General features: G+C 71.6%; 16 protein-coding genes. 3 read left to right on the top strand and 13 right to left on the bottom strand.

Annotated features, from left to right (window positions below; genetic code table 11):
* Positions 1-39 precede the first annotated feature (39 nt).
* The 4 genes from VIL67_RS10175 to VIL67_RS10190 form a co-directional block, all read right to left on the bottom strand.
* On the bottom strand, positions 40-612 hold the full coding sequence (locus VIL67_RS10175) for a tetratricopeptide repeat protein (RefSeq protein WP_332048767.1): 573 nt from the start codon (positions 610-612) through the stop codon (positions 40-42).
* A gap of 86 nt (positions 613-698) precedes the next feature.
* Positions 699-1,586: a DMT family transporter gene (locus VIL67_RS10180; protein ID WP_332048768.1), complete on the bottom strand. Its 888-nt coding sequence runs from the start codon at positions 1,584-1,586 to the stop codon at positions 699-701.
* Positions 1,587-1,653: 67 nt separating this feature from the next.
* Positions 1,654-2,706 (bottom strand): hypothetical protein, encoded by a 1,053-nt coding sequence (locus VIL67_RS10185; protein WP_332048769.1) that lies wholly within the window; start codon positions 2,704-2,706, stop codon positions 1,654-1,656.
* A 68-nt stretch (positions 2,707-2,774) separates the two neighbouring features.
* Positions 2,775-4,007 carry a cytochrome P450 gene (locus VIL67_RS10190; RefSeq protein ID WP_332048770.1) on the bottom strand — a complete coding sequence of 411 codons (1,233 nt, stop codon included), beginning with the start codon at positions 4,005-4,007 and terminating at the stop codon, positions 2,775-2,777.
* A gap of 121 nt (positions 4,008-4,128) precedes the next feature.
* Between VIL67_RS10190 and VIL67_RS10195 the strand changes: the two genes are divergently transcribed.
* Positions 4,129-4,482: a DUF1428 domain-containing protein gene (locus tag VIL67_RS10195; RefSeq protein WP_332048771.1), complete on the top strand. Its 354-nt coding sequence runs from the start codon at positions 4,129-4,131 to the stop codon at positions 4,480-4,482.
* On the opposite strand, the gene VIL67_RS10200 is transcribed toward VIL67_RS10195, so the two are convergent.
* Together VIL67_RS10200 and VIL67_RS10205 are read right to left on the bottom strand one after the other, a co-directional pair.
* Complete coding sequence (locus VIL67_RS10200) at positions 4,479-5,216, bottom strand: glycosyltransferase family 2 protein (protein WP_332048772.1); 738 nt, start codon at positions 5,214-5,216, stop codon at positions 4,479-4,481. The two genes, VIL67_RS10195 and VIL67_RS10200, sit on opposite strands and share 4 nt — an antisense overlap.
* A gap of 97 nt (positions 5,217-5,313) precedes the next feature.
* Positions 5,314-5,553, bottom strand: a complete 240-nt coding sequence (locus VIL67_RS10205; protein ID WP_332048773.1) for a hypothetical protein — start codon at positions 5,551-5,553, stop codon at positions 5,314-5,316.
* Between the two features lie 149 nt (positions 5,554-5,702).
* On the opposite strand from VIL67_RS10205, the gene VIL67_RS10210 reads away from it, so the two are divergent.
* On the top strand, positions 5,703-6,875 hold the full coding sequence (locus VIL67_RS10210) for an NnrS family protein (protein WP_332048774.1): 1,173 nt from the start codon (positions 5,703-5,705) through the stop codon (positions 6,873-6,875).
* Positions 6,876-6,936: 61 nt separating this feature from the next.
* On the opposite strand, the gene VIL67_RS10215 is transcribed toward VIL67_RS10210, so the two are convergent.
* From VIL67_RS10215 to hemN, 7 genes are all read right to left on the bottom strand, one after another.
* Positions 6,937-8,211 (bottom strand): acyl-CoA dehydrogenase family protein, encoded by a 1,275-nt coding sequence (locus VIL67_RS10215; RefSeq protein WP_332048775.1) that lies wholly within the window; start codon positions 8,209-8,211, stop codon positions 6,937-6,939.
* An 82-nt stretch (positions 8,212-8,293) separates the two neighbouring features.
* Positions 8,294-8,959: a NifU family protein gene (locus tag VIL67_RS10220; RefSeq protein ID WP_332048776.1), complete on the bottom strand. Its 666-nt coding sequence runs from the start codon at positions 8,957-8,959 to the stop codon at positions 8,294-8,296.
* A gap of 10 nt (positions 8,960-8,969) precedes the next feature.
* Entirely contained in the window at positions 8,970-9,146 is a 177-nt protein-coding gene (locus tag VIL67_RS10225) for a YdcH family protein (RefSeq protein ID WP_332048777.1), read from the bottom strand.
* Between the two features lie 22 nt (positions 9,147-9,168).
* Complete coding sequence (locus VIL67_RS10230) at positions 9,169-10,395, bottom strand: PepSY-associated TM helix domain-containing protein (protein ID WP_332048778.1); 1,227 nt, start codon at positions 10,393-10,395, stop codon at positions 9,169-9,171.
* Between the two features lie 22 nt (positions 10,396-10,417).
* The gene (locus tag VIL67_RS10235; protein WP_332048779.1) at positions 10,418-12,460 is read right to left on the bottom strand and encodes a TonB-dependent receptor; all 2,043 of its coding nucleotides are present in this window, start codon (positions 12,458-12,460) and stop codon (positions 10,418-10,420) included.
* Between the two features lie 164 nt (positions 12,461-12,624).
* Positions 12,625-14,889 (bottom strand): nitric-oxide reductase large subunit, encoded by a 2,265-nt coding sequence (locus VIL67_RS10240; protein WP_332048780.1) that lies wholly within the window; start codon positions 14,887-14,889, stop codon positions 12,625-12,627.
* A 184-nt stretch (positions 14,890-15,073) separates the two neighbouring features.
* A complete protein-coding gene (gene hemN / locus VIL67_RS10245; protein WP_332048781.1) occupies positions 15,074-16,429 on the bottom strand; it encodes an oxygen-independent coproporphyrinogen III oxidase in 1,356 nt (451 codons plus the stop codon).
* Between the two features lie 153 nt (positions 16,430-16,582).
* Between hemN and VIL67_RS10250 the strand changes: the two genes are divergently transcribed.
* A complete protein-coding gene (locus tag VIL67_RS10250) occupies positions 16,583-17,284 on the top strand; it encodes a Crp/Fnr family transcriptional regulator (protein WP_332048782.1) in 702 nt (233 codons plus the stop codon).
* Positions 17,285-17,354 lie beyond the last annotated feature (70 nt).

The following is a 17,354-nucleotide window of genomic DNA, read 5'->3' on the forward strand; positions in this document are numbered from 1 at the left end:
TCCTTCGCCCGTTGAGATGGGGCCTCTTGCCCCGGCGCGCTAGCGGCGGGTGACGGTGAACCGGGCCAGCTGCTCCTTGGGCAGGCCCCATTCGGGGTTCAGCTCGATGGCCTTCTGGTAGTCGAAGTAGGCGGACTTCGGGTCGTCCAGCGCCTCGTGGGCCAGGGCGCGGTTGTAGTAGGCCTTCGCCGGCTCATCGACGCCCAGCGCCAGGGCGCGGTTGATGTCCGGCAGGCTTTCGGCGTAGCGGCGCGCGCCGATGGCGGCGGCGCCCCGGTTGACGAAGGCCTCGGCGAGGTCGGGCTTGATGCGCAGGGCCTGGTTGAAATCGGCGGTGGCGCTGTCCCAGCTGAGCCGGCGGAGCTTCAGGACGCCGCGGTTCACATAGGTGCCGGCGCGGTCGCGCGGGTTGAGCGCCTCGGTCTCGAGGGCCAAGGTGCAGGTCTTCTCGTCCTCGAGGGCGCGATCGCCGGCGCGGGCGGCCTCGGAGCAGGCCTCGGCCAGGCCGCCGCCGAGCACGGTGACCGCGCCGGCGCCGCGCGCCTCGCCCGCCAGGAACACCCCGGCCACGGCGGTCGCCGCCGCCAGCCATCCGTTCAGCCGCTTGTGCATGATCAGGCTCCACCGCATCCGGCCGCGCACGGAGCGCCGCCGCGGACCGGCGTTCCCTTGGAGGGTCCTCCCACGGCCGGGCCGTGTCAATCGGGGGCGCGGAAGCGGCGCATCTCGCGGTGCAGGATGTAGACGCCGCTGGCCGCGACGATGACGGCGCCCACCAGGGTGGTGAACCGGGGCAGTTCGCCCCAGACCAGCAGGCCGATCACCGCAGCCCAGACCAGCTGGGTGTAGTCGAACGGCGCGACCACGCCCACGGGCGCGACGCGCAGCGCCTCGGTGAGGAACAGCTGGCCGACGCCGCCGATCAGGCCGGCGACCACAAGCAGCGCCAGCGTCATGGGGTCGGGCGCGGTCCAGCCGACCAGGGTGGAGCCCACCAGGCCCAGCACCGTACCGCCAAGGGTGAAGTAGAAGACGATGGTCGGGCCGCGCTCGGTGGCGGCGATCTGGCGGATCGCCACCATGGCGCCGGCCGCGCCGAGCGCGCTCATCAGGCCGAAGCTGACGCCGGGCAGGTTGAAGTGGCCGGGCTGCGGCCGGGCCATGATCAGCACCCCCACGAAGCCCACGATCACCGCGCCCCAGCGGTGACGGCCCACCGGCTCGGCCAGGATCAGGGCGGAGAGCGCGGTCATGAACAGGGGCGAGGCGAACTGCAGGGCCGTGGCCTCGGTGAGCGGGAGGTATTGCACCGCCGAGAAGCCGCAGACCATGCCGGTGAGCCCCACGGCCGAGCGGACCAGGTGACCCACCGGACGCTTCGTCTTCAGCACCTCGAAGCCGGTCGTTCGCCAGATGTAGAGGCCGAGCGGCACGAAGGCGAAGGCGTTGCGGAAGAAGATGATCTCGAAGACCGGGATTCCCCGCGACCCGGTCCACTTCACCAGGGCGGACAGGCAGGCCATGCAGGCCATGGCCAGCACGCGGTAGGCGATGCCGAGCGCGACGTTGGGCGTGGGGGCGGACACGGGCGACCGTGTGGGACGGGCCGACCGCCGGGTCAACCCGCCCCACGCCGGGCGTCCTGCCGCGCGCTCAGTCGGCCGCGTTGGCCTGCTGCAGCTTGCCGCCGCGGGCCTGCACCATCAGCTTGACCAGCTCCTCGGTGACCTTGGGCTCGAGCCCTTCGGTGTGGCCCTTGTCCATCCGCACCACGTCGGCCACGACCCGGCCGTCGCGGCAGTTGGGGAAGACATAGGCCTCCGCCCTGCCCGGCCGCGCCTTCGTGCCCCACACGCGGTAGCCGGCGCGGGCGTAGTCCCAGACGTAGCCGGGCTTGTCGTCCACGATGTCCTGGCGGCGCACGCGCGGACCGCAGCCGAACCGCTCGGCGAAGGGCGAGGTGGTGGGCAGCGCATCGATCTCGTACTGGCCGACGGTGAAGATGTGGGAGAAGTCGCAGGCCGGCGGGGTGTTCGGCATCGGCGGCCGGGCGCGGGCGGGCGGCGGCGAGCCGTCGGCCAGCGGCGGGCCGAACTGGGCGACGAAGGGCGCCTGGCCGACGCGTCCGCCCGAGAGGCTGAGCCAGCCGTCGACCTTGTCCTTGAAATAGTCGTTGCAGACGATCCGGGCCGAGGTGAAGCCGCCCTGGCTGTGGCCGGCCAGCCAGAAGCTCTTGATGTTCGAGCGGCCGAAGCCCTGCAGGACCATTTCGGTGATGTTCTTCAGGTGCTCGTCGTCGGCCGCGGCGTCCCAGCGCCGGACGCCGGGACCCGAGCCCATGGTCCCCAGGGTCGCCGCGGTGGGCGTGGCGACCACCAGGCGGTGCTTGTCCTTGTAGTCGGCCGCCGGGAAGTAGTGGCGCTGCCAGTTGCCGACCGAGCCCGCCCCATGAAGGTTCAGGATGAACACCAACTTCTCGCCCGGCTTCAGGTCGCAGGGGTAGTCGAGGAAGAACTTGCGCCCGGTCTTGGCGTCGGTGGCGTTGCCGAGGTCGGCGAGCGCGCCGCCTGTGGCGCAGGCCTCGCCCACGCAGCGGGCCGGCGGCGGGTTGGCGCAGGCGACGCCCGCCATGTCCTTGGCGGCGGCCGGCGCGGTCCACGCCGCGGCCGCGAGAGCGCCGAGCGCCAATTTCGTTCGAAGTTGCATGTCTTCCCTCCCGTTGGTCCGGTCTGCGCCGGGGTTGCCCCTAGGATAGGGCCGAGCGGCGGGCGGGCTCAACGGCCAAGGCGGATGACGAAGCGGCTCTTTGGAATCGCGGGCATGCGGCCGGCGTCGATGGAGAGATCCTGCGGCGGAACCTCGTAGGCCATGGCGACCAGGCGGCGGGTGGCGCGCGCCATCAGCTCGACCACCGCCGCCTCGCCCGGGCAGCGGTGGCCTGTGCTCACGTCGCCCGCGCCCTGGGGGCAGAAGTTGAAGGCGTTGGCCTCGTCGCGCAGGAAACGGCCGGGATCGAACCGCTCCGGCTCGCGCCAGGCGCGGGGGTCGCGGTTGGTCCCGTGGGTGTCGAGCAGCACCCAGGCGCCGCGCTTAAAACGCTTCCCCTGCCACTCGAACGGCTGCAGGGCTCGGCCGCCGACGGCGGGGAAGAAGGGATAGAAACGACGCACCTCCTGGGCGAAGGCGGCGTAGGTCGCCCCGTCGGCCCCCGCGAGGCGCTCGCGCCACTCGGGCTGGTCGTGCAGGGCCATGGCGCAGAACACCACGAAGCGATCCACGGCGACCGTGGGGCGGAGCAGGTTCAGGTACTCCACGGCCGCGGTGCGCTCTGGCAGCAGCTCGCCGGCCTCGTCGCGGTGGAAGGCCACCGCCGCCAGCGGGCTGTCCGCGTGGGTCCCGGCCCGGGCGTCCGCCACCTGTCGGCGCGCCCAACGCTCGGTGCGGCTGCGCAGCGCCAGGCCCTTCCAGTTGCGCGGACCGACGGCGCCGGCCCCTTCGATCATCGCCTGGAACTCGGCGGCGCGGCGGCCCGCCTCATGGTCGCCCAGGGGGCTGCCGCCCCAGGTGCAGACCGCGCGGGTCAGGACCTGGCCCATCTCGACGTAGAGGGTCGCCTCCCCGCGCTCGCGCCACAGGGCCGCGCGGGCGTCCCACTCGGCGTCGAACAGGTCGCCGAGGCGCGTCACCGCCGGCGGCGAGAGCACCTGCAGGAACAGCCGCTTGCGCCAGCGATGGGCCGAGCCGTCGAGGCGCTGGACGCTGCCGAGGTCCTGCAGGGACAGCAGGGTGGTGGGCGGAAGCGCTCCCTTCCGGGTGAACCGGTCCGGCGCGTAGAAGAACTCGGCGGCGGCCTCACCCTTGATGCAGAGCACGTCCTGGCCGCCCATGAGGCGGGTTCGGAAGCTATCGGAGCCGAGCGCCGCCTGGCGCCGGGCCATGAAGCCATAGCCCTCGCGCAGCAGGGCGAGTGTGGCGTCCAGGGTGCGCTCGCGCGGGGGGCCGGCCATTTCCCTCCAATCCGCCCAGGGCCGATCCAGTTCGCCAGCCTTCACTTTTTCCGACGCCCGGTGTCGGATCGGCCGCCCCGCGCACGTCCTAGGGACCGACGGAGACGAGAAGGAGGCTCACATGCCCTATGTCGATGGTTTCGTGCTGGCGGTTCCGAAGGACAAGCTCGACGCCTACCGCGAGATGGCCCGCCTGGGCGGCGAGGTCTGGATGTCGCACGGCGCGCTGTCGTACGTGGAATGCATCGGCGACGACACGCCCTACGGCGAACTGACGTCCTTTCCGCGGGCCGTGATGGCCAAGGACGACGAGGTGGTGGTGTTCTCCTGGATCACCTACGAGAGCCGCGAGGCCCGTGACGAGATCAACGCCAAGGTCATGGCCGACGAGCGGCTGAAGATGGACCCCGCCGGCATGCCGTTCGACGGCAAACGGATGATCTTCGGCGGCTTCAAGAGCTTCATCGAGCACTAGCTCGGCGGCCGGGCGCCAGCCGTCTTGAGGCGGAGCAGCGAGACGTTCTGGCGCACGACCCCCAGGGGGGTGAGGGTGGTGACCGCGTCGCGGATCATCTTGAGGTCCTCGACCGCCCCTTTCAGCGGCCCGACCTTCTCGGTCTTGGGCGCATGACGGACGTCCGGCCAGTCGACGACGGCGATCCGCAGCTGCTCGCGGATGATCAGGTCGTTGATGTAGGCCTCGGCCCCCCACGGCCGCAGATCCTGCAGGCCGTCGAGCGCCTCGCGCAGCAGCCAGGCCGGCAGCACGCGCTCGCCCGAGACGAAATCCAGGCCGATCAGGCTGTAGAGCCACAGGGTGTTGGCGCGCAGGCTGAGCGTGGCGTCGGCCCAGCCGCTCAGCACCGGCTCCACCAGGGCGTCCACGTGGCCCGCATCCATCCCGCTGAGATCGGCGTCAGCCAGCAGCAGATAGTCCCCGCAGGCCGCGGCCACGCCTTGGGCGAGCGCGTGGGCCTTGCCGCGGTTCGGCGCGTAGGAGATCAGCCGCACCCCCGGATGGGCCGCGACAATGGCCGCTGTGGCGTCAGTGGAGCCGTCGTCGACGACGATCACCTCGTGCAGCCGGGGATGGCCGGCCAGCACCGCCAGCACGCGAGCGATCCGCGCCGCCTCGTTGTAGGCGCAGACGACCGCGGAGACGCGCGGCTGCGCCCCATCCCTCGCTCCGGTGATCAGGACCCCGTCCATAGTCCCGCAACCTCGCAAGCCGGAGCATCAGGCCCCGGCCACCTATCCGTAGGCGCATCGGCGTGCGGGTGACAACCGCCTGTCGCCGGCGGCGCGCCTAGCCGCCGCCTGTGCCGGCCCCGGCGGTCTCGTCCGGGCCGTCGTCGACCTGACCGCCCGCGCCGAATTCACGGCCCGGCATGACACTGTCGGCGTCCGGGTCGCCCTCGCGCGAACCGCGGTCGCGCGGGGCGCCGTTGGGCGCGCCCTGGGCGCCGTGCTTGGCGTCGAAGCTGCGGTCCTCTTCCGGACCGCCGCCGATACGCTGCTTCTGGTTCGGGGTGTCGGCTTCCGCCATGTCGTCCTCCGTCGGTTCAGCAGGAGGACTCGCCGGAGGTGGGGCGGGTTCCCCGATCTTTGCGCCCAAACAAGGAGCCCGCCGCCGTGCGGCGCTAGACGGGAGTGACGGAGCCGCGTGCGGCTCCCCTGTGTCGAGAGGATCTCCCCATGGCCACCGCCGCCGCACGCCGCGCCTATACGGGGCCGGCGCTGCTCAGCTTCGGCTTTCGCCCCTTCTTCTTCTTCGGCGCCGTCTGGGCCGCCCTGGCCGCGCCGCTTTGGGTCTGGATGTACCTGTCAGGCTCCGAGCTGGCGGCTCACCGCGACTGGCACGTACACGAGATGCTGTTCGGCTTCCTGGCGGCGATCGTCGCCGGCTTCCTGACCACCGCCGTGCCCAACTGGACCGGGCGCATGCCGGTGATCGGCGCGCCATTGGGCGGGCTGGTGGCGCTCTGGGTCGCAGGGCGCGTCGCCATGCTCCTCGAGTTCGCCATAGGTCCCGCGGCCCCGGTGATCGACAGCGCCTTCCTGCTGGTGTTCGCCGGGGTGATCTGGCGCGAGGTGCTGGCCGGCGGCAACTGGCGCAACCTGCCCGTCTGCGGCCTGGTCAGCCTGCTGGCGCTGGGCAATGTGGCGTTCCACCTGAACGGCGTGCTGGGCTACTCCTACCTGGGCGAGCGGGTGGCGCTCGCCGCCACGATGCTGTTGCTGGCCCTGATCGGCGGTCGCATCACGCCCAGCTTCACCCGCAACTGGTTGAAGGCCCGCAAGGCGCCTGCCGAGCCCGCCGCGTTCGGCCTTCCCGACAAGGCGGCGCTGGCCGCCACCGCGGCCGGGGCGCTGGCCTGGACGTTTGCGCCCGACTCCACCGCGAGCGGGTGGATCCTGCTGGCCGCCGGCCTGCTGAACCTCGTTCGCCTGAGCCGCTGGCAGGGCTGGGCTACGCGCCCCGAGCCGCTGCTGTGGATTCTGCACCTCGGGTACGGCTGGCTCGGGATCGGCCTCGGCCTCTTGGGCGCCACGGTGCTCACCTCCGAGGTTCCACGCTCGGCGGGGGTGCATGCGCTGACCGCTGGGGCGATCGGGGTTATGACCCTCGCGGTGATGACCCGCGCCACCCGCGGCCACAGCGGCCGGCCGCTCGCCGCCGACCGGGCCACGCTGGGGATCTACCTCGCCATACTGGCGGCGGCGGTGATGCGCGTGGCGGCGCCCTTCGTCCCCGCGGCCCAGCCGCTTCTCCTGGTCGGCTCCGTGACGCTGTGGTCAGCCGCCTTCGCCGGCTTCGCCATCGCCTACGCCCCCATGCTGCTGAAGCGGAAGGCGCTCTTCGGCTGAGGCCATGAAAAAGCCCGCCGCCGGGATCCGGCGGCGGGCTCCTTTGGATCCGGCGCGGCGGTCAGGCCGGCATGGGCTGCCCCGGGCGCGCCCGCCAGGCGGCCATCCGCTCCGGCTGACGCCCGAACTCCAGCCGGGCGATCGCCCGCAGGTGGACCTCGTCAGGCCCGTCGGCGATGCGCAGGGCGCGGACGCCGGCATAGGCCTTGGCGAGGCCGAAGTCGTCCGACACCCCGCCCGCGCCATGCGCCTGGATGGCGTCGTCGATGATCTTCAGGGCGGTGCGCGGGGCGGCCACCTTGATCATGGCGATCTCGAGCTGGGCGGCCTTGTTGCCGGCCTTGTCCATCATGTCGGCGGCCTTGAGGCAGAGCAGCCGCGTCATCTCCAGGTCCATTCGGGCCTCGCCGATCCGCTGCTCCCAGACCGACTGGTCGGCCAGGCGCTTGCCGAAGGCGACCCGCGACAGCAGGCGCTCGACCATCTTCTCCAGGGCCACCTCGGCGGCCCCGATGGTGCGCATGCAGTGGTGGATGCGCCCGGGGCCGAGCCGGCCCTGGGCGATCTCGAACCCACGGCCCTCGCCCAGGACGACGTTCTCGGCCGGGACGCGCACGTCGCGCAGCACCACCTCGGCGTGGCCGTGGGGCGCGTCGTCGTAGCCGAACACCGGCAGCATGCGCACCACCTCGATCCCCGGGGTGTCCATGGGCACGAGGATCTGGGTCTGCTGGGCGTGGCGGGGCGCGTCCGGATCGGTCTTGCCCATGACCACCGCCACCTTGCAACGCGGGTCGCCGACGCCCGAGGACCACCACTTGCGGCCGTTGATCACATAATGGTCGCCGTCACGCCGGATGGCCGTCTGGATGTTGGTGGCGTCCGAGGAGGCGGTGTCCGGCTCAGTCATCAGGAAGGCCGAGCGGATCTCCCCGTCCAGCAGGGGGCGCAGCCAGCGGGCCTTCTGCTCGGCCGTGCCGTAGCGGTGCAGCAGCTCCATGTTGCCGGTGTCCGGCGCGGAGCAGTTGAACACCTCCGACGCAAAGCCCACCCGGCCCATCTCCTCGGCGCAAAGCGCGTACTCGAGATTGCTGAGCCCGGCGCCGCGGTAGTCGTCGTCGTCGTGCTCGGACGGCGCCAGGAACAGGTTCCAGAGACCCTCGGCGTAGGCGCGGGCCTTGAGCGCCTCGACAATGGGGATCTCGGTCCACCGTGCGGCGCCCTCGCGCCGGGTCTCTTCCTGGTAGGTCGGGATGGCGGGGTAGACGTGGGCCAGCATGAACTGGCGCACCCGGTCGCGCCAGAAGAGCTGCTGGGCCGAGGGGCTGAAGTCCATGGGTTCGGTCCGTCTGCTAAGGGCGCACCGCGCGCCCGACGGACAGCCTGCGCCCGATGCACGGGCGCGACGTTGCGCGCCGTCAATCCCGCACGACGCGACCGTTGTGGCGGAACACCGGACGCCGGGGTCCGGCCCCCTCCCCTGCGGCCTGCAGCCAGCGTTTCCAGGCCGGGGCCCTGGACGCCTCCGCCCCGGCGGCGACCTCCTCCACCCGCACCACCTCGGGCACGTAGCGGCGCACGATCTGCTCAACCCCGTCCCTCAGCGTGCGGCGCGAGGAGGGGCAGCCGCCGCAGGCGCCTTCCATCCGCACCCACAGTGTCCCGGCTTCCGGCTCGAAGCGTTCGAAGACGATGTCGCCGCCGTCCTGGGCCACGGCGGGGCGGACGTAGGCGCCCAGCACCTGGCGGATCTCGTCCTCGATCTGGCTGGCCGCGACGGGCTCGCCGTCGGGGGCGACCACCGCCGGGAGGCCGGCGCCCAGCACGTCGGCGATGGCGGCGATCACCTGGATCCGCAGGGTGGTCCAGTCCTCGCCGCCCGGACGGCGGGCGACGGTGACGAAATCCTCGCCGATGTGCACGCGCGCGACGCCGGCGAGCTGGAGCAGGGCCTCGGCAAGCGGCGAGCGTACGGCGGCGGCGCTCGCGCGCTCGAAGCTCCAGCCGCGGCCGTCGGTCAGCCGGCGGTGCGGGCTGAACTTGAGCGCGTCGGGGTTGGGCGTGCGCTCGCTGAAGATCAGCACGAGCGCCGGCTCAGTTGCGGCTGATCAGCCCGGCGTCGAGCATGGCGATCTCATCGCGGGTGGCGAGCTTGCGCCGCTTCAGCTCCATGATCCGGAGGCTGTCGGGCAGCGGCCGCGCGGTCTCGGCGCGCACGGCCGCGTCGAGGGCTCGGGCGTCTCGCGTCAGCCGGTCCAGTCGCCAGGTCATGGGAACCTCCTTGGTGGGAGGCCTACTCTGCGGCGGTCGGGCGGCGGCTTCGTTGCGCCAGCGCAAACCCGGCGCGCCGTCCCGTGCGGCCCGCGAGGATACGAGCGCGGCGCTTGTGCAGGAAGCGGACGAACCCGGTCGCGAACAGGGCGGCGGCGCCCACGCCTGAGACCAGGACCAGGAGCCGCCCGGCAAGCCCCGCAACCTCGCCGCTATGGACGGCGTGCAGCCAGTTCAGCACCACGTCGCCGGCCGCCTCGCGCCGGGGATCGCGCACCGCCAGCACGGCGCCGGAGTACTGGTCGATCCAGACGTTGGTGCGCGGGAAGCGGCGGCTGGGCTCGCCGGGTTGCTGCAGGTTGATGCGGTACACGCCGGTCGGGCTGGCGGGAGTCTCGATCCAGGCGAGCCGCGCCTGCGGGAAGACCGCCCGGGCGCGGACCACCGCGACGTCGACGCTGATCCGCTGCGGCGAGGCGGGCAGGACCGAAGCGGGCTTCGGCGCCTGGTAGAGGGGTCCCAGGGCCTGCAAGCCAGGGCGGACCCAGTCCGGCGCGCCCAGGGCGACGCCGGTGAGGGTCAGGATCGCCAGCTGGACGACCCCATAGATGCCGGCCACCTTGTGCAGGTCGTAGATCCGACGCTGGGGCGTGGCGGCCGGCTTGAGGGTCAGGGCGGAGCGCAGCTTTCCGCGCGGCGGCCACCACAGCCAGACGCCGCCCACCAGCAGCACCAGGACCAGCACCCCGATGGCGGCGAGCAGCTGCTTGCCCAGGTCGCCGAGCAGCAGGGCGTAGTGGAGATCGTAAATCCAGGTGGCGAGGTACTCGCCCCAGAAGGCCTCCCGAACCACCTGGCCGCGGGCGGGATCCACCCACACCATCAGGGGCGCGAAACCCCGGCCGCGGGTCTCTGGCGGGTCGTAGTAGCGCACCGGCACCGCGCCGCCGTGCTCGGTGACCTCGATCCGCCAGGCGCCGGGCCCGTCAGGCGCATGCCGCTGCAGCGCCTGGAGGATCGGCTCATAGGCGGCCGGCGGCGGCTCTGCGGACAGCGCCCTGAGCTGCGGGTGGATGGCGGTGTCGGCGGCCACGTAGAAGACCAGCAGCGCGCCGGTGACGCCGGCGACGGCGAACACCAGGCCGGCCGAGAGGCCCAGCCACAGGTGCGCGAGGCCCGCCCACCGGCGCAGCCGACCGCGCAGGCTGGCGGACGATCCGCGGACGACCTGGGCGCGGGCCGGCTTCATGCCGCCGTCCCTAGCGCGCCGATCAGAAGCGCGCCATCAGGGCGAGGTGGAACGACCGCGCCTCGCCGGGCGAATGCAGGGTCTGGGTCCCGTCCCACCAGACGTATTCCGACCTGCCGTCCCCCAGGTTCTTCACCTGCGCCTGGATGTCGATCCGCTTGGACAGCCGCCAGGTGGCCTCGGCGTCGGCCAGGACGAAGTCGCCGAAGCGGCGCGTCCTGTTGGTGGGCTCCAGGTAGTAGGCGTTCTGGGCGCGGGCGGAGAGGGACAGGCTGAGCGCCTCGGTCGCCTGCCAGTCGACGCCGCCCGAGGCGAGCCTGGTGGGCACGTGGTCGATCTGCTTGCCGCGGGCCTGCGGCAGGGCCGGATCCGGCGTCTCGACCACGCCCTTCTGGAAGGTCAGGGCGCCCCAGACCTGCAGGTCGGGCGTCACGGCGTAGGAGGCCTGGATGTCGAGGCCGTGGCGGCGTGTCTTGCCGAGGTTCTCGGAGTCGCCCAGCGGGTCGTTCAGCCGGCGCTTCACCTCGCCGGACGCGGTCTGCTCCCAGTAGGCGACCCGGCCCTGCCAGCGCTCGGCGTAGGTGTGCTTCACCCCCAGCTCCCAGCCGTCGTTGATCGAGGGCTCGAGCTGGGCGGTCTTCGGCGGGATCAGGTAGGCCCCGGAGCCCACGCCGATCTGGAAGGTGCGGCCCCAGTTGCCGTAGAGCATGAGGTTGGGCGTGGGGGTCCAGATGCCGCTGAACTTCGGCTGGTGGATCGCCCCGTAGTGATAGGCCTCGGCGCGCACGCCGGTCAGGCGGTCGAGGTAGTCGCCGTGGATCCGGTCGACGCGCCAGCCGGGGATCAGCTTCAGGGTCGCCGTGGGCTCCACCACCGCCTGCACATAGGCCCCTGCGTTCTCCAGGTCGTACCTCTGGTCGCGGGTCTGGCGCGTGCGGATGCGCCCATCGGTGAGGTAGCGCCGGCTGACCACCTCCTGGCGCTGGACCTCGCCGCCGGCCTCGAGGGTCAGCCCGTGCAGGGCGCCGGCGGGGGCTTCCCAGCGGATCGCGCCGCGGACGCCGCGCTGGGCCTCGTCCGCCACCCTCTCCTGCTGGGCCACGGCCGCGGAGAAGCGGACGAAGCGGGTGTCCTCGAAGCTGTTGGCGTAGACCGCAAGATCGGCCGAGACGCCGGCTCGCGGGGAGCCGGCATAGGCCAGGGCGAACTGGGAGAGCGTCCGCTCGCCGCCGTCGGTGGCCGAGGTGACATAGGAGCGGCGCGGCGTGGCGCGCGCGTCGGCGCGGGTCAGGTAGCCCGGCTCCTGCGCCTCGGCCTCGTAGTAGCGGCCGCTGGCGGTCAGGCGGTTGTCGCCGCCGCCCAGGTCGTACGTCCACTTGCCCGAAAGGCCGCGCCGCTCCAGGTGGGCATGGTCGCGGTAGCCGTCGCTCTCGCGGAAGCCGGCGAAGACGTTCTCCTGCAGCCGGCCGAAGCGGTGGCCCGCCGCGGCCTGCGCTTCGCGGGCTCCCCAGGAGCCGACGCCGGTCCGCAGGTCGACGTAGTCGCCGCGGGAGCGCGTGCGGATCGCGGCGCTGCCGGCGATGGCGTAGAGGCCGACCCGCGGGTCGAGCGTGCCGCGCACGGTCTCCAGGCTCTCGATCTCCAGAGGGAACACCGCGTCGAGGAAGGTAGGCGCGCCGTCGTTGCTGTTGGACGGGACGCCGTCGATGAGCAGCTTCACGGCGTTGATCTCGCCCTCGCCGTTGAAGGCGCGCATGGAGAACCGCCCGGAGCTGGTGCCCTGGTTGAAGTCAGTGAGCAGGACGCCGGGCAGGCGGCCGAACAGCTCCCAGGCGTTGTCGACGTTCTGCCGCTCGATGAGCTCGGGCGACAGGCGGTCGATGGAGGTGAAGACGTTGGCGGTGGACTGGGCGGCGTAGGGCATGGCGGTGACCACCAGCTCGCCCACCTCGAAGGCCGTGTCCTGCGGCGCGGCCTCGGCGGCCCGGGCCTGGCCGGCGGCCAGGGCGGAGGCGGTGAGCAGGGCCGCCACTGAGGCGTGGCGGAGAATGGAAGACTGCAGCATCAACACGGGCGTTCTCCTGTCGAGATCCGTGTTAGGCCGCGGCGGGCGGGGCCGCTTTGTCCTAGCTCAAGCGGGCGCCGTAAACTGATGATCTGCCCGCACGCAAACAGGGCCGGGCGTGAGCCCGGCCCTGTCGCGTGGCCGAACGGCGAAGCCCCCCTCGCCTATTCGGCCGCGATTGGCAGCGGCTCGACCTTGGGTTCTTCCACGATCGGCTGCTTGCGGCCGCCGATGAGGAGCTTGGCCGCGAAGAGGGCCAGGCTGAAGGCGCCGACGCTGAAGACGATGTCCCCAGGCACCCGCAGCCAGACCAGGGTCTCCATCAGCGGCGAGTGGATCACGTCCGGCGAGCGGGCGTACCAGTAGCCGTGCTCGATGCTGGCGAGCGCCTGGACCACGCCGGCCGGCAGCAGCGACATGAAGAGCATCATCGCCAGGCCGCCGTTCAGCGACCAGAAGGTCACCTTCAGGAGGCCGTCGCTCCAGGCTTCCTTGCGGGCCAGGCCGCGGAAGCAGAAGAGCAGCAGGCCGATGCCCAGCATGCCGTAGACCCCGAAGAGCGCGGCGTGGGCGTGGGTCGCCGTCGTGTTCAGCCCCTGGATGTAATAGAGGCTGACGGGCGGGTTGATCATGAACCCGAAGACGCCGGCTCCCAGCAGGTTCCAGAAGGCGACGGCCACGAAGAACAGGATCGGCCACTTGTAGGCGCTGACCCAGGGCGCGGCCTTGGTGTGCCGCCAGTTCTCGAAGGCCTCGGCGCCGATCAGGGCGAGCGGGACGACTTCCAGGGCCGAGAACACCGAGCCTACCGCGATCACCGACACCGGAGTGCCGGCGAAGTACCAGTGGTGGGCGGTGCCCAGCACGCCGCCGAACAGGAACACGATGGTGCCGAACAGGACCGCCACGTTGGCCGTCTTGGCCCGCACCAGGCCGAGGTTCACCAGCAGGAGGCTGATCACCGCGGTGGCGAAGACCTCGAAGAAGCCTTCCACCCACAGGTGGACGATCCACCAGCGCCAGTACTCGACCATGCTGACGTGGGTGTGCTTACCCCACATGAAGCCGGCGGCGTAGAACATGCCGATCGCAATGGTCGACATGAAGAGCACCGCCAGGACCGGCTTGCTCTCGGACGGCGTGCGCAGGGCGGGCCACAGGGCCCGGCTGACCAGGACCAGCCAGAGCATCAGGCCCACGAACAGCAGGGTCTGCCAGAAGCGGCCGAGGTCGACGTATTCCCAGCCCTGGTGACCGAACCACCAGTTGGTGTGGATGTCGAAGACCTGCTGGACGCCCAGCCATTCGCCGGCCATCGAGCCCAGCACCACGAAGACCAGGGCGGCCCAGAGCACGTTGACGCCCAGGCGCTGGAACTTCGGTTCGTGTCCGGAGATCATCGGAGCGACGTAGAGGCCGGTGGCCAGCCAGGCGGTCGCGATCCAGAAGACGGCGAGCTGGGTGTGCCAGGTGCGGGTGACGGCGTACGGGATGATGTCGGAGATCTGCACGCCGTAGAACTCGTGGCCTTCCACCGCGTAGTGGGCGGTGACGGCGCCGAGGCCGACCTGCAGCAGGAACAGGCCGATGACCGTCAGGAAGTACTTGCCGGTAGCCTTCATGGAGGGCGTCGGCTTGAAGCCTTCCAGGGGATCGCCGGCCGGCGGCTTGACGTGGTCCTCCTGCTTGGTGCGGGCGTGCCAGAAGACCAGCGCGCCGACGCCGAAGATCAGCAGGATGATGCTGGCCATAGACCAGACCATGTTGGCCGACGACGGCACGTTGCCGATCAGCGGCTCGTGCGGCCAGTTGGAGGTGTAGGTGACGGTGTCGTCGGGACGGTTCGTCCCGGCGGCCCAGGCCGACCACCAGTAGTAGTTGGCGATCATCTCGCGGCGCGCCGGATCCGGCACGGCGGCGTTCTTGATCGCATACTGCTCGCGCAGCTTCTCCAGCGCCGGGCCGTCGCTGTAGAGCTCGAGATAGTGCGCCTTCACCTGCCGCATGGCGGCGGCCCGGTCGGCGGACACGGTGATCACGCCGGTTTCGGGGTCGTAGGTGTTGGTGCGCATCTCGGCCTTGAGGCGCGCCTGCAGGCTGCCCTGCAGCTCGGGCTTCAGCGCCGCGTAGGCGACGCCGTGCTCGCGATTGGCCCAGATGTCGAGCAGCGCCACCGCCTCGCGGTGCAGCTGGTCGGCGGACCAGTCAGGCGCGACGTAGCCGCCGTGGCCCCAGATGGAGCCGCTCTGCTGGCCGCCCATCGATTGCCAGGCGAGCTGGCCGTTCTGGATGTCCTCGCGGGTCATCAGCACCGCGCCGGACGCCTGCTCGACCACGCGCGCCGGGATCGGCGGCGCCTGGCGATAAATCTCCCGTCCCATCAGCCCGAGGGCGGTGAAGGACACCGCCATCACAAGGGCGAGGACCAACCATAATCTTCGGGTGTTCATCTCGTTTCCCCAGCGGCCGGCGGGACTCTCCCCAGATCGGCCGAGACCCTTCCATCGCCCGGGGGCCGCCGATCTTCGTTGAGCCAGCGCAAATTCCTGCGCCCGAGCACAAAAAAAGCCCGGGGGACCCCGGGCTCTTCTTGATCAATACTGTGGCGAGACGTCACACCGCCTTGGCGTGGCGGGTCTGAGCGACCGGCAGCCGGGCGTCGAAACAGGCGGCCACCACGCGCATCAGACGCCGCGCGTCCTCCGGGATGACGATGCGTCGGCCATCGACCCGGCAGAGGCCGTCTGCGGCGGCCTCTGCCGCCCCGCGCAGCGACTCGTCCAGCGAGTCGGCGGCGAAGCCGTGGTCTAGGCAGACCGCCTCCACGTCCACGGCGAGGTCGCACATCAGCCGCTCGATGACGGCGGCGCGCAGCCGATCCTCCGGCGACAGGACGAGCTTGCGGGCGAGCGGCAGCTGGCCCTGGCGGATCGCCGCGCTCCAGGTGTCGGTGGCGATGGCGTTCTGTACGAAGCCCTCGCGGAACTGGCCGATGGAGGACGGGCCCACCGGGATCAGGACCGGGGCCGGGTCGTCGGTGTACCCCTGGAAGTTGCGGCGCAGGCGGCCGGCCGCCTGGGCGCGCGCCAGCGGATCCTCGGGCCGGGCGTAGTGGTCGAGGCCGATGCGGACGTAGCCGCCGGCGGTCAGCGCCCGGTCGGCGGCGTCAGCCTGCTCCCAGCGTCCGGCGACGTCGGCCAGGTCGGCCTCCTTGATCATCACCTGATGCTTCTTCATCCAGGGCACGTGGGCGTAGCCGAACACGGCCACCCGGTCCGGGCGCAGGCGCAGCGCCAGCTCCACTGACGACGTGACGTTCTCGGGCGTCTGATCCGGCAGGCCGTACATCAAGTCGAAGTTCAGGCCGGCGATGCCGCGGGCGCGCAGGCGCTCGACCGAGGCGGCGACCTTCTCGAAGGGCTGGATGCGGTTGACCTTCTCCTGCACGCCGGGATCGAAGGTCTGCACGCCCAGGCTGGCGCGGGTCACGCCGCCCTCGCCCAGCGCGTCCACGAACTCGTCGGAGAGCAGGGCCGGGTCGAGCTCGACGGCCACTTCCGCGCCCGGCCGCAGGCGCAGCCGGTCGGACAGCTTGGTCACCAGCTTCAGGAAGTGCTCGGGCGAAAGGGAATTGGGGCTGCCGCCGCCGAAGTGGAGGTGCGCGGCCCCGGCATGCGGGCCGAGCGCGCGCGCCACGAGGTCAATCTCCCGATCCAGGATCTGCTGGAAGCTGTCGATCCGGTCGTACTCGTGCGCCACCGTGGTGTGGCAGCCGCAGTACCAGCAGAGCCGACGGCAGAACGGCACGTGCACATAGGCCGAGATCACGTCGGCCGGGTCCACGTCGGCGAACCAGCCGAGCGGCGCGTCGGCGCCTTCCGCCGGCTGGAAGGCCAGGGCGGTCGGATAGCTGGTGTAGCGCGGCAGGTTGCGGCTGGCGTGGCGGAGCTGGGTGGCGGTGGCGGTCATGGCGGTCCCGGGCGTCGTTGCCGTTTCCCGTTACGCGAGGGGGCCAAGCCGGAGAATTCGGGGCGCACCCCTAAGTATTTCCCCCAGGGCGACGGTGGAGGCCGCGTCCGCTAGTCGAGCCGGACCCGCGTTCCGCCAGAAGGACGACCGCCCATGACCGTCGAGCTCGACCCGGCCCTGCTGGAAGGCGCCGACATGTTCGACGTGCTCGACGCCCCCGGGCGCCGCGAGGTGCTGCAGGCGGGCGTCGTGCGACGCCTGCCGCAGGGCAAGGTGGTGTTCTCCCAGGGCGATCCCGGGACCACCTGCCACACCCTGCTGGAGGGCCGGGTGAAGATCGTCCAGACCCGCCCGGACGGCGGGCAGTCGGTGATCCGCTTCATCGGCCCGGGCGAGATGTACGGCACCGTCGCCGCCCTGATGGACAAGCCGTTTCCGGCCGACGCCGTCGCCGTGCTGGACAGCACCGAGGTCTACTGGCCGGTCGCCGTGATGCGCCAGCTGATGACCCGCTTCCCGCAGGTGGCGATCCGCTCTGCGGCTTCGGCCGGCAGCCGCCTGTTCGAGTTGCAGCACCGCGTCGGCGAACTCTCCGGCGAGAAGGTGGAACAACGCATAGCCCGGGCCCTGGTGCGCCTGGTCCGCCAGGCCGGCCGGCGGACGGCCGAAGGCATCGAGATCGATTTCCCGATCACCCGCCAGGAGCTGGCCGAGATGGCGGGCTCCACCCTGCACACGGTCAGCCGCACCCTGTCGGCCTGGGACGAGCGCGAGATCACCGCCAGCTCGCGGCGGCACATCGTGGTGCGCAAGCTGCACGTCCTCCTGGACATCGCCGAGCAGGGCGGCGACTGACCTCCCTGACGCAGGCGCTCGGCGCGCTGCAGCGGCTCGCACAACGAAGAAGGGCGCGACCCGCAACCGT

The sequence above is a fragment of the Phenylobacterium sp. genome (genome assembly GCF_036563385.1).
Classification (GTDB): domain Bacteria; phylum Pseudomonadota; class Alphaproteobacteria; order Caulobacterales; family Caulobacteraceae; genus Phenylobacterium.